Below are 19701 nucleotides of genomic sequence, written 5' to 3' on the forward strand. Positions count from 1 at the left end.
GGTTCGCCAACAATTACGCCACGGCCACGGCCGATAGCGCAGACTCACGTACAGCCGTAAGCTGCGAGAGCACAAACGCACCCACAGCAATCTCCACATCCCGAACGGCAAGATCATAGAACATGCCCGTCGTCACCAGGTTGATCGCAATAGCAAGCAACCACGCCATTACGATATAGGCGCCAATCCGCGTCCAGCGGCTCAGGACAATCAGCCCAGCGACAATCTCCACAACTCCAACAACATGCATGAACGCCGGCGTGCTGATGGGGATAACCTTCGCGTACGGACTGAGATACATCCCCCAGTCGGCCAGCTTGTTGAAGAACTTATCCGCTCCCGCAACAATGGGGCCGACTCCCAGTGCAATCCTCAAAGCCCACCAGCTGGTTTTCAGACGCTGATCGAAACCGTTCACAATCTAACCCTCCACATAAGAGAGCGGCGAAACCGGAATCCGTTACAAGGCGGGAGGCAACATCGGGGATCGAGGTGATTGCCGATGAGCACCATCCGGCGGATAATCCTACTTGCAACAGAGCGAATCTGTAACCTCTTTGCAACTCGGGACTCCATTCTGTAGGCGTCTATGGCATCGAACGGAATTCTCGACAAAGCAAAGCCAACCAGCTGGACCGACGAAGAGATCGTCAATCAGGTTCGCGCTGGAGACCTCGCCCAGTATGAGATCATCATGCGCCGTTACAATCAGCGCCTCTATCGGGTCGCCCGCTCTATTCTGCACGACGACGCTGAAGCCGAAGACGTCATGCAGGACGCCTACGTCCGCGCCTATGAGCACCTCGACCAGTTCGCCGGCCGCTCGTCGTTCTCCACCTGGCTGACGCGAATTGCCGTGAACGAAGCCCTCGGGCGACTGCGTCTGCGCAAACGCCACGAGCAGATCGACGACGCCGAACCTGACGGAGCAACCGCAATGGAAATGGCATCTAAATCTCCCAACCCGGAGCAGGTCGCTACGCGGATGCAACTCAGCGAGCTCCTGGAAGAAGCCGTCCTCGACCTCCCCGATCAATACCGGACCGTCATCATGCTTCGCGATATCGAAGGGCTAAGCACAGCAGAGACCGCAGCTGCCCTCGACCTCACCGAGCAGAATGTCAAGGTGCGCCTCCATCGAGGTCACGGCATGATGCGCGAATGGCTCTTCGAGCGTGTTGGCGAAACCCACTCAGCATTTCCCTTCATGGGCGTTCGCTGCGACCGCGTCGTGCATGGCACCTTCGCCCGTCTCCAGAACTCGAATCCGTAGCCATCGACGCCCCGCCGCCCTATCGTCCTCAAGACAAAGGGGATCCAGCGCTGCGGAGCCTAAGAAATACCCCGCTTCTCGTGGCAAGACTTCGACCATTGATCCTCGCAGACGACTTTCATCCCGGAAAATTCTTGCAATCTACACCAAAGAGTTTTAGTGTGAATTCCACTTTTCTTTATAGGTTGCAGTTCTAACTGCCTTTTTTGTCTCCGGCGTTGGAATTACAGTGGCGAGCCTTCCATGATGCAGGTATCCCCTCCCCCGTCTCCACACAAGAAAGTCCATCCACTCAGGATGGCTAATACCGTTTGTCCTTTCGGAGGTCGTATGCGTCAATCATCAAGAAAACCCTCACCCAAATCCGCTCTTCTCAGCCTCATCGCCCTTACTCTCGCTCTCGTCTGTAGCCCTCCACTTACAGCACAAACCTACCGCGGAGGCATCAACGGCACCGTCACCGACAACACCGGAGCCGCCGTCGTCAACGCCACGGTCGCGGCCGTGGAGACTTCGACCAACGTGCCTTACCGGACCGTGTCTTCAAGTGCTGGCGAGTTCTACTTTACGAATCTGCCTGTGGGCAGCTACACGGTCACCATCAGCTTTACCGGATTCGCGACCGCCAAGTATGACGAGGTGAAGGTCGTAGCCGGCACCAGTTACATTCTTAACGCGAAGCTCGCCATCTCGTCCTCTTCCCAAACGGTAGAGGTAACAGCCGCAGCCGTGACACTCGATACGGCCTCAGACGTGCAGGCCACCATCCTGCCGGAGACGGTCGTGCAGAACCTGCCGAATAGCGGCCGCGACTTTACGCAATTGATCGCACAAACCACGGGATTCGCTGGACTGTCCTCAAACGGCGGCGGAGGTTATGCGAGTGTGAATGGAACCAGGACCAACGCAGTAAACTGGCAGATCGAAGGCACAGACAACAACGATCTATGGTGGAACATCCCCGCTGTCAACCAGGGCGGCGTCTCTGCCATCGCCGGGGTCATCTTTCCCATTGACGCCATCGAGAACTTCTCGTTCGTCACCACAGGCGAGACCGCGCTTGGGCGTAATCCTGGCGGCACCGCAAACCTCATCATTAAGTCCGGCACCAATCAGCTTCACGGCTCGGCGTACTACTTCAACCACAACGAATTCTTCGAACGGCAGAATCCCTTCTCTTCCACGAAACCCGCGTCGAGGAATCAGCACTATGGCTTCTCCGTCGGTGCCCCGATTCTCAAGGATAAGTTCTTCTTCTTTGCCGCCGGTGAACACCAGAACTTTTTGATCGGCGCTCTGAATCACGCAACGGAACCGTCGGCTGCATATCAGACCGCTGCATACTCCGTCCTCGACTTCTACGGCGTGCCCCATAACTCGGTATCGAGGAACCTTCTGAACGGAAACGGCACGCTCAAGGGCCTCTGGCCAGCCTCTGCACTCACCGGACCTGCCCAGCCGGAAAACTATCAGGCATCCGGCAATGTGACCGGGCATAGCTTCAACGGCGTCATCAAGCTGGACTACAACATCACCGACAAAGATCATCTTTCAGCCAGGTGGTTCGTAGGCCAAGGCACCCAGACTTCGCCAACATCCTCTGAACTGACGCCTTACTTTGAGAACGCGCCGATCCACGTCCAAAATTATTCCATCATCTACAACCGTGTTATTAGCCCGTCGATGGCCAATCAGCTTGCCGCGGGAGTCAGCTATTTCAACCAGGTGTTCAGCGATTTCGACACATCGTTCAATCCCATCGGCCTCGGCTTGAACACAGGTGTTACCGATCCGGCCCTGCCGGGCTCCCCCCACTTGGTCATCGGTCCAACCGGCAGCGGCTCCGGGCTCACCGCCAACAACACCGGATTCGACCCGACCGGCGTTACCTCTCCTTCAGGAAGAAATGACATCACCGGACATCTTGACGACGATCTCAACTGGACAAAGGGTGCCCATCAGTTCCATTTCGGAGGTGAATTCCGTCAAGCCCAGGTCGACGACTTCTATCAGACAGGACAGCGCGGAACGCTCTACTTCGACGGCTCTCAGGGCCCCTGGAACACATCGAACTTTTCGGGGGGAGCAGCGCAGACACCTTGCGCGGCTCTAGCAACAAAGAACAAGGGCGCGGCGCCCCCAGCAGGCACGCCATCCAATGTCCTGTTCCTGGCGGACTTCCTCGCAGGATGCCTCAACCCAACAGCTTCGAGCATCGTCCTCGGCAATCCAAAGCGGCAGGTATTCCTAAACACCTTTGCCCTCTACGGGCAGGACAACTGGCAGATCACTCATCGGTTCAACCTCAACTACGGTGTGCGCTACGACTACGCAGGCCCCGTCCATTCCAACTATCCAAACCTCTCGATCTTCGACCCAACGAAACCATCCGGCCTCGCGGTAGTAGGGCAGAACGCCGAAAATATCTATCCAAAGTTCTGGGGAGGAGTAAGCCCTCGAATCGGATTTAGCTATCAACTGGATAGCACCGGCAACACAGTTCTTCGCGGCGGATACGGCTTTTACTATGACACCGTCTATATGAAGTCGATCCTGCAGAACAACGGATCCCAGATCATCTCGGTCTTCGGACCAGGCTTGAACCCGGCAGGTAGCGATCAAGTCGCGAACGCCCAGGGGCTCAACCAGGTGATCAAGCCGGGGGTGGATATCTATCCCACCTTTGCGCAAGCGAGCGGCGGCGCTGCTTCGCCGGGCAGCATCAATATCTCCACCTTCGACAAGAACTTCAAGCCCGCCGATGTCCAGCTCTGGGACCTGAACATCCAGCACAGCATCACCAACTCGGTCATTGCCCAGATTGGCTATGTGGGCTCAAAGGGAACTCATCTTCAGGGCTTGTTCGACATCAATCCCGCACTACCCAACCCCTCCGAGTCGCCCGATACCACAACTCGCCCGTACTACAAACAGTTTCCTCAATTCGGCGTGATCGCTTCGGACCGAAGCAACCTCGGCTCCATCTACAACTCGCTTCAAACCACCCTGCGCCTCCAGAGCTGGCACGGCCTGACCTCGCAGCTGGGGTACACCTGGTCGCACGCACTCGACTATGAGACCGGCTTCCTGCCCTATGCCCCGCAGGACCCGCGCAACGAGAAGGCAGAGTATGGCAACTCAGACTACGACGTTCGCAATACCTTCACGGGATACTTCAATTACGCAATACCAGCCTTCCGCGGACCAGAGCGGCTCACCCATGGCTGGGAGCTGAACTCCGGGTTCTCCTTCCATGGTGGATTGCCCTATACAGTCGTTGCCAGCTCGAATGTCAGCGGCAACGGCGACAATGCAGACCGAGCGGTGCAGGTGGTCCGAAACCCAACAGCGGGCGTCTCTCACGCCATCGTCAACGGTTCGGTTCAGTGGTTCGACCCGAATGCATTTGTCGACCCCAACCCCGGAACCTACTCCCCAACACGCCGTGGACAGAACTTTAACCCCGGCTATAGCGCGTTTGACCTCTCTGTCATCAAGACCACAGCGATCACAGAGAGGGTGAAGATTCAGATCAAGGCAAATATGTATAACCTCTTCAACCGAACGAATCTCGCTCCGGTCGGTCTTCCGTCGACTGGCGAGGGCGGGACAATCGGTTCCACAATTGGACCGTATCTAGGCAGCCCCACCATCGGCCCCGGCGAACCCTTCAATACCGAGTGGGCAGCGAAGATCATCTTCTAGCCAACTCTCATCCACACAAAAAGGCCCCACCTAATCAAGGGTGGGGCCTTTTATCGTCTCGGTCGCAACCTACAGCGGCCACTTCCACTCCGTAATCTCCATCTTGTCGATCCCGTGCTCGTGCGCGTAGTTCACGCTCTCGATGATCTGGTCCTTCAGCCACTCCTTCAGGTGCGCCGCCGTCGCCTGCAGCTTCGGCACGCGGTCGATCACGTCGATCGCAAGGTTGAACCGGTCGATCTGGTTTACAATCGCCAGTTCCAGCGGCGTGTTAATGTTCCCCATCTCCTTGTACCCACGAACGTGAATGTTGCCATGGTTCTTGCGCCGGTAAGTGAACTTGTGGATCAGGGATGGATAAGCATGGAAGTTGAAGATCACCGGCCGGTCCAGCGTAAACAGGCTGTCGAACTCACGTTCGGACAACCCATGCGGATGCTCCGACTCAGGCATCATCCGGAACAGGTCCACCACATTCACAAACCGTATCTTCAGATCCGGGCAGTGCTCGCGAAGGATCGCCGTCGCTGCCAGCGCCTCCGCCGTCGGAATATCTCCTGCGCAGGCCATCACCACATCCGGCTCATCGCCCGCATCGTTGCTGGCGAAGTCCCATATCCCGATGCCCTTCGTGCAATGCTTCACCGCAGCATCCATATCCAGGTACTGCAGGTGCGGTGCCTTGTCCGCCACGATCACATTCACATAGTTCAAACTCTGCAGGCAGTGGTTCGCAACGCTCAACAGGCAGTTCGCATCCGGAGGCAGATAGATCCTGGTCACCTCCGGGCTCTTGTTCGTCACCACGTCCAGGAATCCCGGGTCCTGATGCGTAAATCCGTTATGGTCCTGCCGCCACACCAGCGAAGTAATCAGCAGGTTCAGCGACGAGATCGGCGATCTCCACCGCAGCTCCAGCTTGCTCTTCTCCAGCCACTTCGCATGCTGGTTGAACATCGAGTCGATGATGTGGACGAACGCCTCATAGCTCGAAAGAAATCCATGGCGCCCCGTCAGCAGATACCCTTCGAGCCATCCCTCCAGCGTGTGCTCGCTGAGCATCTCCATCACACGGCCATCGGGAGCGATCTCCGATCCGTCCGCATCCTCCGGCCTGATCTGCGCCAGCCACGTCTTCTCGCTCGCCTCGTAGATCGTCTGCAGCCGGTTCGAAGCCGTCTCGTCGGGCCCGAAGACGCGGAAGCTCGTCATATTCTTCCGCATCACATCGCGCAGAAAGCCCCCGAGCACAAACGTCGACGACACCTCCACCTGCCCCGGCTCCTTCACCTCCACCGCATAGTCACGAAAGTCCGGCATCTCCAGCGGCCTCCGCAGCAGGCCTCCGTTAGCATGAGGATTCGCCGTAATCCTCCGCGTCCCCTTCGGAGCCATCTCGCGCAGCTCCTCCACCAGCCTGCCCCTCGCGTCGAACAGCTCCTCCGGCTTATAGCTCTTCATCCACTGCTCGAGCTGCTTCAGGTGCTTCGGATTCGTCTTCGGGTCGAGGATCGGAATCTGGTGCGCGCGCCAGAACCCTTCCACCTTGTGTCCATCGACCTCCTTCGGCCCCGTCCATCCCTTCGGTGTGCGCAGCACAATCATCGGCCACCGCGGCCTCTCCACCTTGCTCGCATCCTTCTTCCGAGCCTTCGCCTGAATCTCCCGAATCTCCAGAACGCACCGCTCCATCGTCTCTGCCATCTTCTTGTGCATCGCCTCCGGCTCGTCGCCTTCGACGACATACGGCGTCCACCCATAGCCACGAAACAGCAAATCCAGCTCCTCCGGTGTAATTCGCGCCAGCACCGTAGGATTCGCAATCTTGTACCCATTCAAATGCAGCACTGGAAGCACTGCGCCATCGCGCGCCGCGTTCAGAAACTTGTTCGCATGCCAGCTCGTCGCCAGCGGCCCGGTCTCCGCCTCGCCGTCGCCCACCATCACCGTCACGATCAGGTCGGGATTATCGAACGCCGCGCCGAACCCATGCGACAGGCTATACCCAAGCTCGCCGCCCTCATGGATCGAACCCGGAGTCTCCGGCGTGCAGTGGCTCCCAATCCCTCCTGGAAACGAGAACTGCTTGAAGAACTTCTGCATCCCGTCCTCGTCCTCGCTCTTGTCCGGGTAAACCTCCGAGTAGACGCCCTCCAGGTAGCAGTTCGAGAGAGTCGCGGGAGCCCCATGCCCCGGCCCCGAGAGAAAGATCACATCCAGGTCATACTTCCTGATCAGCCGGTTCAGGTGCACCCACGTAAACGACTGCCCGGGGTCTGAGCCCCAATGCCCCAGCAGCCTGTTCTTGATGTGCTCCGCCTTCAGCGGCTTACGCAGCAGTGGATTCTTCTGGAGGTACAGCATCCCCGCGCACAGATAGTTGCATGCGCGCCAGTAACCATCCATCCTCCGCAACTCATCCGCGCTCAGAATTCCAGCCTGCGCACTCTCCTCGGCGATACCAACACGACGACGCATCGTACCCCCTCGCTGACCTGCTGACTCGCTAAGCAGTTGCCTCCCGTCTCATCCGCGCCACATGCACCGCGATCATCAGGTCTTCCCTGCTCGGCACAACAAACACTCTCGATCTTGATTCAGATGCATGAATTGCCCGAAGCATATCTGCCGGGTCATGTATTTCTGCGTCGTTTAACACAGGGTCCACCCGGATCCCCATCTCTTCCAGCCCCTCCAGGATCTCCGCACGCGACCGCGCATCATGCTCGCCGATCCCTCCGGCAAACACCACCGCGTCCAATCCCCCCATCAGCCAGCTGAAGCCGCCGATCGCTTTCCGCACGCTGCGCGTAAACACCTCAATCGCGAGTTGCGCCCGCGAATCTCCCTTCGCCGCCCCTTCGCGGACCATCTTCATATCATTCGGAAGACCCGTCAGCCCCACCATCCCCGCATCACGGTTCAGCATCCGTTCCAGTTCGGCATCTCCGTTCATCTTCCGCAGCAGATACAGCACCAGTCCCGGATCAAGGTCGCCCGGCCGCGTCCCCATCACCACGCCGCCCGTCGGAGTCAGCCCCATCGTCGTGTCGATCGAGCGCCCCGCCAGCAGTGCCGTTACGCTGCATCCGCTTCCCAGATGAGCAATCACCATCCGCTGCGGCAGGCGAATCCCTGCCGTCCTCAACTGCCGCACTACCGACTCGCAGCTCAGCCCATGAAACCCATACCGCCGTACGCCCTGCTCCCGATACTTCTCCGGCAGCGCATACGTCGAGGCCGCCTCCGGCATCGTCTCGTGAAACACCGTATCGAAGCACGCGTAGTGCGCCGCCCGCGGAATACGCTGCATCGCATCTTCGATCATTTCGATCGCCACCGGATCGTGCAGCGGAGCGAACTCTGCGGCCTCCTTCAGGTCGCGCATCACCTCATCGCTGAGCCGCACATGGCGTTTCAACTTCGGTCCCGGATGCACCACCCGATAGCCCACCGCGTCGATCTGCGGCATCGCGCCAGAATTCAGCGCCCTTTCAACGACGCCGATCGCCTCAACGGGGTTCTCAGCCTTCACCTCCGGACTGCCGCCCGTCAGGTCGCGTCCCGCAGCATCGCGGAACTTCAGGCTCGCCTTCCCTGAGCCTATCCCGCTCACTTCGCCTTCGAACATCGACTGCGGCTCCGCGCCACCCGCCGAGTACACCGAAAACTTAATCGAGGACGAACCGCTATTGATTACAAGAATATGCACGCACTCTGCTCCTGATGCATTTCTGCAAACCGCAAACCTGAAAAATCAGACCGCTCTACGCCTTGTTTCCCACTACAGACTGGACTCCCGCGTCTTCCGCCTCGCCCATCAGATCGATCACCCTCTGGTAAAGTCTGTTCCTCACATCGAACCGCTCACCCGCGCGTGTCACATACCGCACCACCATATCCACTCCCGAAGACGCCGGCTGCAACTCCACCGACGGCTCTGCGCTGAACTGGCTCAACCCGCCCTGCTTTGTCGCTCGTTGCCACTCCCGCTCGGCCTGCTTGGCGTTCTCCTCTGTCTCCTTTGCCACCGCACCATGGATCGACTCAATCAGCTTATAGGTCTCAGCTCCCCGCGGGATATTTACCTTGATCTCGTCCCACATCCACTGTCCCGACGTCGAGAAATTAAAGTACTGCCCCCTGACCGCAAAACTATTCATGAAGGTTACCCGCCGTCCCGTCGGATGCCCCTGGGCGGTCCAGTTGCCCGTCTCCAGCAACGTCGTCCGGAAGAGCCCCACCTCAACCACCTCTCCCCTCACTCCATTGATCTCCACCCAGTCCTCCACTCGAATTCCGCTCTTCCCCATCAGCACGAACCAGCCGAAGAACGCCAGAATGAAGTCCTGAAACACGACCGTCAACCCCGCCGTCGCCAACCCAAGGATCGTCGGCATCTGGCTCGGCGTCCCGAAGATCACCAGCAGCACCAGCACCAGCGTCACAACGTGAACTCCCAGCCCCACCACGTTCCGCAGCGTGTTCTGACTGCGTCTGTCCACCCTCAACCGGTCTAGCAGCTTGTTCGCAATCATCCCTGCGATCGCGCCCAACAGCACAAGAGACGCAATCCACGCCAGGGACACCAGGATCATGTGGACCACAATCGTATGCTGCAACTTCACCTGGTTCAGCCATTGCCCGTACACCTGCGAGAGCTGCTGATGCGCCTGAATCCGGTCATCCAGAATCCCCTGAATCGTCACCATCTCACGCATCTGCTTCAGACACGCCACTCTGCTCTTCGCGCTGGTCTGGGCCGCGTCAGCGCTGCCTGGCGCATTCAGCTTCTTATCAATCTCACTGTGCTGCAACGTCAGTGCGGCTGCATCCGCATCGGCCTGTGCCTTTGCCTGCCGCAGCGCCTCCATCCTGGTCCGCTGGGCCAGCCACGCCCCAATCCTTCCCATGAGAGTCCCATACCGCTTCGCCGAAACCACCGCCGTCTGCGTCGTGTCGCCCATCTGGGCGTCATACTTCTTCATCTCGGCTTCGCGGGCCGACAGTTCCTCCTTGATCTGCGCGCTCTTATCTCCGCTCGCCTTTGCCAGGTCACCCTTCGCATCTGTCAGCTCATCGCTGTCCAACTGAGCCTGCGCCTTCGCCAGGTCCAGATCGTCGTTCTCCGTCCCAGCCGGAGCGCCCTTCGCCGCTGCCGTCAACTGATCGACCTTGGCCTGGTCCTCCTTCACCAGAGACTCGAGCCTGGCCACCTTCTGCTGCTGCGCCAGCGCATCTCCCGTCAGCGTCCGTGTATCCACCGTCGCCTGCCGCATCGCCTGCGCAAACGCCTGGTCGACCTCATGGTCCGCCAGCCGCAGCGCCTGCCTGGCATACTCCTGCTCCTCGGCTGACACCGCCATCGCAGCCATTGCCTGCGCCGTCTGCCACGGCCTCTGGTCCACCAACTCTCCCGCCGTGTGCTTCCCCTTCAAAAACGACAGGTGAGCCATCGAGCCCTGCGTCAGAATGATCCCCACAACACAAGCCACCAGCACTGCCACCGGAACCACAACAAAGAGCCGCCGCAAATCTCTCATCCATTCACCATAAACCGTAGACTTGCCACAAAACCGTCTTGCTCCGCACAGCAGTTATGATGCCGTCTTTACCGAATGCGTCCCCTCCTGCCCTGATCCCCCAAAAGTTGCATTCACATCTTTTTGAACTGAAAGGCTTTTTGTTGCCCTATACTCGGAACTCCTCATGAAAACCAGACTCGTTCGTTCTGTCTCCGCCGCCCTCCTTGTGTCTGCCCTCTTCGCTCTCTGCCTCAACGGTTGCTCTTCAGGCTCCAGTGGTTCATCCTCAACCCCCACTCCCGCGACAGTGACGTCGGTCTCACCCACATCAGTCACCGTCGGCGCAGCTGCTACTACCATCACGGTTACCGGAAGCAACTTCATCTCGACATCAGTTGTTCAGATCGCGGGCGTCAGTGAACCGACCACGTTTGTCAGCGCGACGCAACTTCAGGCCTCGGTCCCGTCAAGCCTCTTCGCAAGCGCCGCCCTCTTGCCCGTCGCAGTCCTTAACGGCTCCACCACCAGCGCGACCGGCCAGGCCGTTAATCTTGAAATCGACAACCCCTCACCAACGATCAGCAGCTTCAGCCCAGCGAACTTCATCGCCGGCGTTACGAACACTCCCCTGGTCATCGCGGGCTCGGGCTTCGTCTCCACAAGCAGCGCTCAGGTCAACGGCAGCGCACGCCCAACCACATATATCAGTCCCACGCAGCTCAATGTAGCGTTCACCGCCAGCGATCTCGCCGCTGCAGGAACCCTCTCGGTCAAAATCGCCAACCCGTCGCCCGGTGGAGGCACCTCTGCCGCCGCATCCGTACCTGTCAACAATCCGATCCCCACAGGGCTCGTTCTCACCCCGTCAACAGTTACGGTAGGAGCACCTGCAGCGACCATCACGGTCACAGGCTCCGGATTCCTCTCGAACTCCGTCGTCAACGTCAACGGCTCAGCCCGCTCAACTACTTTGGTCGACGCTACCCACCTTACATTCACGCTCGCGGCAACCGATCAGGCCACACAAGCCACACTCGCCGTCACCGTGACCAACCCGGCTCCCGGTGGCGGGACCTCCCTGCCAACCATCCTCGCCGTTGACCTTCCGGCCTTGACTCCCACCATCGCTTCCCTCTCTCCGACGCAATTTATCGTCGGCTCTCCAGACAGCACTCTCCTCGTCAACGGCACCAACTTCACGAACAAGTCAGTCGTGCAGTGGAACGGCTCGCCTTTGGCAACTCCTTTTCACTCGGGCTCTACAAGACTCTTCGCCACTGTGCCCGCAGCCCTTCTGGCTTCAGTCGGCACTGCAAGTGTCACGGTCACGACTCCAACCGCAACACCCGGCACCTCGAACACGGCCTCCATCGCGATCACCACACCACCTGCTCCCGCCATAACCTCGATCAACCCCAACTCTGCGCCCATTGGGACCGCGACCAGGATCACAGTCTACGGAACCAACTTCACTGCCTCCTCCACGGTCTCCTTCAATGGAACTGTACTGACGACAACATACGGCAGCTCGACGAGTCTGACGGCACAGATTCCTTCTAACCTGGATGCGCTTCCGGGCAACGGTTCCATCACGGTTACGACGCCAGCCCCGGGAGGCGGCACCAGCTCCTCGCTTGCATTTACCTCTTACATTCCCATCGTCAACAACAGCATGGTCTACAACCCTGCCAACGGACTGCTCTATGTCTCGGTCCCCAGTTCGGCGGGCGCTCCCTACGGAGATTCTGTCGTCTCGGTAGACCCCGCGACGGGCGCTCTCGGAAACCCCATCCTCGTCGGCAGCGAACCCAACAAGCTGGCTATCTCCTCTGATGGCACCACCCTCTGGGTAGGCCTCGATGGTGCTGCTGCGGTCAGACAGGTCAATCTCACCAGCAATACCGCAGGCCTTCAGTTCGGCCTCGGCGGCAACTCCGGCATCTACGCCAATCCGCTCACAGCGCTCGCGCTTGCCGCTCTCCCAGGCTCTCCGAACTCTGTCGTCGTCTCCCTCAGCAACAGTATCGCCATCTTCGATAACGGAGTCAGGCGCGGTCCGGCTCCCACCAATAATTACCTCTACAACAGCGGCTACGCCTTACAGGTCGACGGCACCAAGAGCGAAATTTACGTCGCCGCCAATAGTGACTACTACGTCTACACCTACAACTCCACCGGCATCACATTGAAAACGACCGCAACAACTGGAACATATGCGGCGGCCTATGGAATTGATGACCTCCAGGCCACCGGAGGCCGCATCTATGCCGACTCGGGCCACGCCTACGATGTCGAATCCGGCGCGCTCCTCGGAACTTTCTACGCATCCGGAACCACGCCCGCCAGTGGTCCTATCGTCGCCGACACCGCCCTCGGAAAAGCCTTCGTCCTCGACTACTCCAGCCTCGGCTACGGCTACAATCAGATCCAGACATTCAACAGCTCCGACTACACTTCGGCCTCCTCCTCTGTCATCCCCGTCAACGGTGTAAGCTCCATCTACACAGGCACCGGCGGCAATCCATCGCATCTTACACGCTGGGGCACAAATGGCCTCGCCTTCCGGGCATCCAACGGTGTCTTCAGCCTCCGCTCCAACCTGGTCAAGGATCTCTCCTCAACCTCCGCCGACCTTGGCGTAGCGATTGCCGCCTCCGGTTCAAACACAACCGGATCCAACACCACCTATACAGTTACAGTGAGCAATGCAGGGCCTTCGGATTCCACCAACGTTGTGCTCACAGCACTCGTTCCTTCCTCCGGAGTCCTCGTCTCCGCGACACCGTCGCAGGGCACATGCGCCCCTGGTTCAACAATTCAGTGCAACCTCGGCGGCATCACCAACGGCTCGTCCACAACAATCACCATCGTCGTCCAGCAGACCACCGCAGGCCAGTCCACTCTTACGGCCCAGGTCACCGGTTCCGAAGCGGACAACTCCCTCGCTAACAATCAGGCGACCTCCACCGTCACCGTCACGGGCAACGGCTACAACGTCGCGCCAACCCTCTCTTCCATCTCACCCGCTGCCATCCTGGCTGGCTCGACCGACACAACCGTCACGGTCAACGGAACTGGATTCACCAGCGCCACGACCGTGCTGCTCAACGGTTCGCCGATCTCCACCTCCGTCTCCAGCAACACGCAGCTCACCGCGCTTGTCCCTTCCTCCAGCCTCACTACTCTCGGTTGGGCGGCCATCAGTGTCTCCACCCCAACACCCGGAGGCGGAGTATCGACCGTCCTCCCGCTCTCGATCTACAAGGTCATCACCGTTGGCGTAAACCACATCCTCTACGATCCCTTCACCCGCAAACTCTACGCCAGCGTAGGCTCGGGTTCGGCGACGGTTACCGGAAACTCCATCGCAGCGATCACACCTGAAACCGGCTCCATCGGAACCCCAATCCCCATCGGCAGCCAGCCCACCGCATTGGCGCTCTCTGACGATGGCCAGATCCTCTATACCATCCTCACCGGCAGCAGCAGCATCGCCCGGTTCAACATGCTCACTCAAAAGGCCGACTTCTCCTACACGCCTGCCTCAAACACATACTCCGCAAGCACGAACGGATTCCGGGACATCGCCGTCCTCTCGGGTAGTGAGAACACCATAGCCTTGGATCTTGGTTATACGAGCGGTCTCGGCCTCTATGACTTCGATCCGACGAACAAAACTGCCTCTCTTCGAGGTGCAGTCACTGGTCTGTATAGCGGTACGAGCCTGCATTTCCTCAATCCCAACACGCTGCTCGTCTTCAACAGTGATACCTGGCAGACCCTCGACAGCTATCCCATCACTTCGGCCGGTCTGCAGTACTACAACAATACCCAGAGAACCTCCTCCACCCTTTTGCACTTTGGCTCGTTCAAACTGAGCGGTGGCCTGGCCTTCGCCAACAACGGCGGAGCCGCTGACCCCAGCACAACCCCAGCTACCCAACTCGGCTACTACGCCCCCTTGAACCAAAACAGCTATGCCAACCAGGTCGTAGCTCCTGACACTTCACTGAGCCGCGTCTTCTTCCTCGGCAGCACCTCCACATCAACCTCTTACACATCGAACGTCGACGGCATCATCGCCTACGACCAGAAGACCTTCCTTCCCACCGCGGCCGTCTCTCTCAACATGGCCGCCACCGAAGGAACCAATACCTCGTACAACGGAGTCGACCTCATCCGCTGGGGCCAGGACGGCCTCGCCGCCCTCACCAGTGGAGGCCACATCTACATCCTCCGCGGACCCGTCGTCGTCCCGCAGCTCCTCAACCAGAACGCCGCCGCCACCCTCACCGCCGCGACACCCGGCAGCATCACCAACGGCGCCGGAAACACTCTCATCACCGTCACTGGCAGCGGCTTCCTTCAGGGAGCCGCCGTCACCTGGAACGGCTCTTACCGCACCACCACCTGGGTCGACTCCTCGCACCTCACCGTAGCCATACCCGCCAGCGACCTCGCCGCCGCCGGATCGGCCACCCTGATCGTCACCAACCCCGGAGCCTCGGCCTCAAGCTCCATCACCTTCACCATCAACTAAATCGCCTCATTTCAACCCAAAGGGCGTGTCCGTTCCTATCGGACACGCCCCTTTCTCTTGCCGCGACCATTACTTCCCACAAAAGTCCCATCTCCCCCTCACAAAATCCTCGCCCACCATTTACCCTCAAATCCATGTGTGGAATCGTTGGCTATATCGGACCCAAGCCCGTCGTCCCCGTTATCGTTGAAGGCCTGCGCCGCCTCGAATACCGCGGCTACGACTCCGCCGGAATCGCCGTCGCCGGCAACTCGGCCGGTCTCGAACTTCGCCGCGCACCCGGCAAGCTCGTCAACCTCGAGGCCGTCATCGCCGCCAACCCCATCTCCGGCACCTTTGGCATCGGACACACCCGCTGGGCCACCCACGGCCGACCCACCGAGGAGAACGCCCATCCCCACCGCGACTGCACCGGCTCCCTCGTCGTCGTCCACAACGGCATCGTCGAAAACTACCTCGCCCTCAAGCACGAGCTCACCGCCAGGGGCCACATCTTCGTCACCGAAACCGACACCGAGATCATCGCTCATTTAATCGAACAAGAACTCGCCGACGCCGCTAAAAACGGCAAGCAAAATAACGGTCGTCATTCTGAGCGCAGCGAAGAACCCCCGCATTTCGCGAATGACGCCACAAATATCCCCTTAGAAGAGGCCGTCCGCCGCACCGTCCACCGCCTCACCGGAGCCTTCGCCATCGGAGTCCTCTCCGCCCACGAGCCAAACAAGCTCGTCGCCGCCCGCATGGGCCCTCCCGCCGTCATCGGCCTCGGCGACGGAGAATTCTTCCTCGCCTCCGACGTCCCCGGAATCCTCCACCACACCCGCAACATCCACTTCCTCGCCGACGGCGAGCTCGCCGTCCTCACGCCCCACGGCGTCACCCTCACCGACTTCGACGGCCACCCGCTCCACCTAAAAATCCAGCGCATCCAGTGGGACCCCATCCAGGCCGAAAAGGCCGGCTACAAGCACTTCATGCTCAAAGAAATTAACGAGCAGCCCCGCGCCATCCGCGACACCACCCTCGGCCGCATCTCCCTCGACACCGGAAAAGTCTTCCTCGACAATCTCCAAATCACCGAGCAGGAGTTCAAGCAAGCCACCCAGATCTCCATCGCCGCCTGCGGAACCTCCTGGCACGCCGGACTCGCCGGAAAGTTCATGATCGAGCGATTGGCGCGCTTACCAGTAGATGTGGATTACGCTTCTGAATACAGATATAGGGACCCCATCTCCGACCCCGCCGCCATCGGACTCCTCATCACCCAGTCCGGCGAGACCGCCGACACCATCGCCGCCCAGCGCGAGCTCATCGCCAAAGGCTCCAAGACCCTCGCCATCTGCAACGTCGTCGGCTCCGCCGTCACCCGCGAGGCCCAGGGAACCATCACCACCAACGCCGGCCCCGAGATCGGAGTCGCCTCCACCAAGGCCTTCACCGCCCAGCTCACCGCCCTCTTCGTCCTCGCCCTCCACCTCGCCCAGGTCCGAGGAACCATCACCGCCGACCAATCCCTCCGCCTGGTCGACGAACTCTCCAAAGTCCCCTCCAAGGTCGAAGACGTTTTGCGGTCAGTCGACCTCCAGTGCCAGGAGCTCGCCAAGGTCTTCCACACCGCCAACGACTTCCTCTTCCTCGGCCGAGGCATCCACTACCCCATCGCCCTCGAAGGAGCCCTCAAGCTCAAGGAGATCTCCTACATCCATGCCGAGGGCTACCCCGCCGGCGAGATGAAGCACGGCCCCAACGCCCTCATCGACGAGACCCTCCCCGTCGTCACCATCGCCACCAAAGACCCCAACGACCCCTCCAGCGTATTGAAATACGAGAAGACGCTTTCAAACATCCAGGAGGTCACCGCCCGCAGCGGCCGAGTCATCGCCATAGCCATCGAGGGAGACGAGGAGATCAAGCACCTCGTAGAACACACCATCCAAATCCCCCAGGCCCCCGAACTCCTCCTCCCCATCCTCGAAGTAGTCCCCCTCCAACTTCTCGCCTACCACATAGCCGTCCGCCGAGGCTGCGACGTAGACCAACCCAGAAATCTAGCGAAGAGCGTTACCGTGGAGTGACCGCGAAAAGAACTTCTGTAAAAAGCGGGTTCATCAACTACTATTGGGAAACTTGATGAAGCGGACGACAGCAATTCCCGTCGAAACCATTGGCACTAGAATTGACTATTTAATTCCTAATGCTTCCAAGAAATCGTTGCCACGCTGGCCAGCCGATGTGTTCTGCATTTGTGCATCTTTGCTGCAGGCATCTGGCGCATATTCGCGCGTGGTCGACGACTATCCACCACACAAAGGTCGACAAAAGAAGGTGCAGCGTGCGGAAGAACTAAAGCGTCTAGGAAAATCTTGGCGTCGCTCTTCAACGACCAAAAGGAAGCTTCCGTCTCAGTTAGAGAATTGGTGGTCACTACTAATACAGCAAAAAAACCTCCCCCTAAACGAAATACCGAATCACCGTCCGTGCGTCCTAGGTTTGCTCAATCTTCTCGCTGCAGCAGATGAATCCTGCGTAGGGCTAGGGCTCTTCTTCCAGGAAACGAGGAACTCCGACGCGTTCGAGGATGAGGCGCAACGACATTTGTTTTTGACGGCCCAGATGAAAACGGGGGCTACGCTTTGTAAGGAAATTTCGCCGAGCAAGGGTCGGGTATTGCCCAAAATGCACACCCCTCAGAATGGGCTAACGGTCCGTTCTCTTTCTCATCATTTGGCCTATTCGTATTCACCGGATGTATGTCCAGAATGGCTCAGCGCAGCCCAAGACAACGAGCACCACAGCTTCAATCTGCTCGCGATTCCCTGGCCCTTCAGCATCGAACCAACACAATTTCGCCCCACACGAACCCAAGGGGTATCGGATAGATTGGATCAACATGCATACGGGATGTTTACGTTTGACTCATCTCGGGGACCGAGCATTGAGTTCGTTAGAACGCTTATCGACGAAGCTAAAGCGACTGTTGGCACTGTCGATGGAATAATCTTCCCTGAACTTGCAATGTCGCATTCTGAATTCGAGCACCTCTCAAAAGAGTTTGTGAATGAAAATTGTTTCTTAATTTCAGGAGTCGGCCGTTCGGCTCCTTCATCAGATCAATGTGGGGCCAATGAGGCCCTTCTCGAAGTTGGAATCGAGCTTCGAGAAGATATGCTTATGAGGACGACCTTCACACAGAAAAAACATCACCGCTGGAAGCTGGATAAATCGCAGATTTTGCAGTATGGTTTGGCCAGCAATTTGCATCCGGGAGCACAATGGTGGGAACACATTGAGGTTGGAGGACGGACCATCTCTTTTGTGACATTTCGGCCCTGGCTTACCATGTCCGTCCTGATCTGTGAAGATCTTGCGAGGCCGGATCCTGTAGGCGATGTTCTCCGTGCAGTTGGACCCAATTTAATTATTGCGCTTTTGTGCGACGCACCACAACTCATGAGCCGCTGGCCGGGTCGTTATGTGGGTGCGTTGGCAGATGATCCCGGTTCTTCAGTGCTAACATTGACCAGTCTCGGAGCAGCCACACTTTCAAAACCAATGACTGGCTCACTCAATAAAAACCGCAATGTGGCGCTGTGGAGAGATGCTAAAAATGGGGCCACCGAACTTGAACTCCCGGAAGCAGCGAGCGCATTGCTATTGAATCTAGCCGTCGAGTATCACGAAGAGTGGACAGCCGATGGAAGAGGGGACAACCGCAACGCTGGCTATCCTGTGCTCTCAGGAGTACATCCAATTTTCCTTAAGGAAGGGAAGGAGCCCTGATGACTAGTGTTTCGTCAAAAGAAGCCGCTATTTTGATGTATTTGGCGCGGCATTCAAATCACGTCAGCCCGGCAGAGTGGACAACTCTCGTCAAGAATTTGGGCGACTCCGCTCAGGAACTTGCACATCGTCTATCTGAGGCAAAACCACGAACTAACGATAAGCACGGAGCCATCGTAAAAACTACATCTCAGAAGCCCTCAACAAAAAAGGTCCGTAGAAAGCGATTTGGGCGCCGGCCAAAACAATTGGTCTTGAGCAAATCGTAAGTGCAGGGCCGGGTGGCCCATCTTCGGCGCGAAGGGCGGGAGGCCCTACATGGAAGTTGAATCATGGACGGGTGACCACACATCAAAACCCACCCATAAAATCGGGTGGACGGGTGTGGGACGGGTGGGACGGGTGGCCCACACATAAAAACCAGCCCATACTTCGGGTGGGCGGGTGGCCCACCCGATTCCTTGAAATAAATCCTCGACAAAAGAACATCGCGTTCGTACTCTTGGTCCTGGAATCCATAAATCCAAGTCAAACAGGGGAGTTTCTATCCGTGGACAACGTCACGATCATCAGAGTTGTAGCCGGACTGCTTTTCATCTGTGTATTTATTCCCATCCTGATATTGCCGTATTGGAAGATTTTCTCTAAAGCCGGATTCTCAGGATGGCTAGGGCTGTTGATGGTCTTCCCTTTAGTCAATTTAATTGTTCTGTATGTCGTTGCTTTTTCCGATTGGAAAACGCTCCAAAGATCAAACTAGGACGGGTGGGCGGTGGCCCACCCATAAACTTCCCCATTCGGGTGCCCCATTCATGCGCAGCTTCATCGCCCATGGCTGGGTCCGAGATGCCTGAAGTTACGATGACCTAATGGGC

At 58.4% G+C, this 19701-nt stretch carries 9 protein-coding genes; 5 read left to right on the plus strand and 4 right to left on the minus strand.

Features of this window, described 5'->3' with window-relative positions; all coding sequences use genetic code 11:
• Positions 1-13: 13 nt before the first annotated feature.
• Complete coding sequence (locus tag OHL16_RS06790; protein WP_263366359.1) at positions 14-418, minus strand: DoxX family membrane protein; 405 nt, start codon at positions 416-418, stop codon at positions 14-16.
• A gap of 171 nt (positions 419-589) precedes the next feature.
• Between OHL16_RS06790 and OHL16_RS06795 the strand changes: the two genes are divergently transcribed.
• Both OHL16_RS06795 and OHL16_RS06800 read left to right on the plus strand, forming a co-directional pair.
• On the plus strand, positions 590-1273 hold the full coding sequence (locus OHL16_RS06795; RefSeq protein ID WP_263366360.1) for an RNA polymerase sigma factor: 684 nt from the start codon (positions 590-592) through the stop codon (positions 1271-1273).
• A 330-nt stretch (positions 1274-1603) separates the two neighbouring features.
• A complete protein-coding gene (locus OHL16_RS06800) occupies positions 1604-4978 on the plus strand; it encodes a TonB-dependent receptor (protein ID WP_263366361.1) in 3375 nt (1124 codons plus the stop codon).
• A 69-nt stretch (positions 4979-5047) separates the two neighbouring features.
• On the opposite strand, the gene OHL16_RS06805 is transcribed toward OHL16_RS06800, so the two are convergent.
• Genes OHL16_RS06805 through OHL16_RS06815 form a run of 3 tightly spaced genes read right to left on the minus strand, consistent with a single transcriptional unit; the run spans position 5048 to position 10521 of the window.
• Positions 5048-7456: a phosphoketolase family protein gene (locus tag OHL16_RS06805; RefSeq protein WP_263366362.1), complete on the minus strand. Its 2409-nt coding sequence runs from the start codon at positions 7454-7456 to the stop codon at positions 5048-5050.
• Between the two features lie 28 nt (positions 7457-7484).
• Positions 7485-8690 carry an acetate/propionate family kinase gene (locus tag OHL16_RS06810; RefSeq protein ID WP_263366363.1) on the minus strand — a complete coding sequence of 402 codons (1206 nt, stop codon included), beginning with the start codon at positions 8688-8690 and terminating at the stop codon, positions 7485-7487.
• A gap of 55 nt (positions 8691-8745) precedes the next feature.
• Complete coding sequence (locus tag OHL16_RS06815; RefSeq protein WP_263366364.1) at positions 8746-10521, minus strand: mechanosensitive ion channel domain-containing protein; 1776 nt, start codon at positions 10519-10521, stop codon at positions 8746-8748.
• Positions 10522-10687: 166 nt separating this feature from the next.
• On the opposite strand from OHL16_RS06815, the gene OHL16_RS06820 reads away from it, so the two are divergent.
• The 3 genes from OHL16_RS06820 to OHL16_RS06830 all read left to right on the plus strand — a co-directional run bounded on the left by OHL16_RS06820 (position 10688) and on the right by OHL16_RS06830 (position 18826).
• A complete protein-coding gene (locus tag OHL16_RS06820; RefSeq protein WP_263366365.1) occupies positions 10688-15043 on the plus strand; it encodes a beta strand repeat-containing protein in 4356 nt (1451 codons plus the stop codon).
• Positions 15044-15177: 134 nt separating this feature from the next.
• On the plus strand, positions 15178-17121 hold the full coding sequence (gene glmS / locus OHL16_RS06825; RefSeq protein WP_263366366.1) for a glutamine--fructose-6-phosphate transaminase (isomerizing): 1944 nt from the start codon (positions 15178-15180) through the stop codon (positions 17119-17121).
• A 55-nt stretch (positions 17122-17176) separates the two neighbouring features.
• A complete protein-coding gene (locus OHL16_RS06830) occupies positions 17177-18826 on the plus strand; it encodes a hypothetical protein (protein ID WP_263366367.1) in 1650 nt (549 codons plus the stop codon).
• Positions 18827-19701 lie beyond the last annotated feature (875 nt).

Origin of the sequence: Edaphobacter bradus (genome assembly GCF_025685645.1) — a bacterium.
Taxonomy (GTDB): domain Bacteria; phylum Acidobacteriota; class Terriglobia; order Terriglobales; family Acidobacteriaceae; genus Edaphobacter; species Edaphobacter bradus.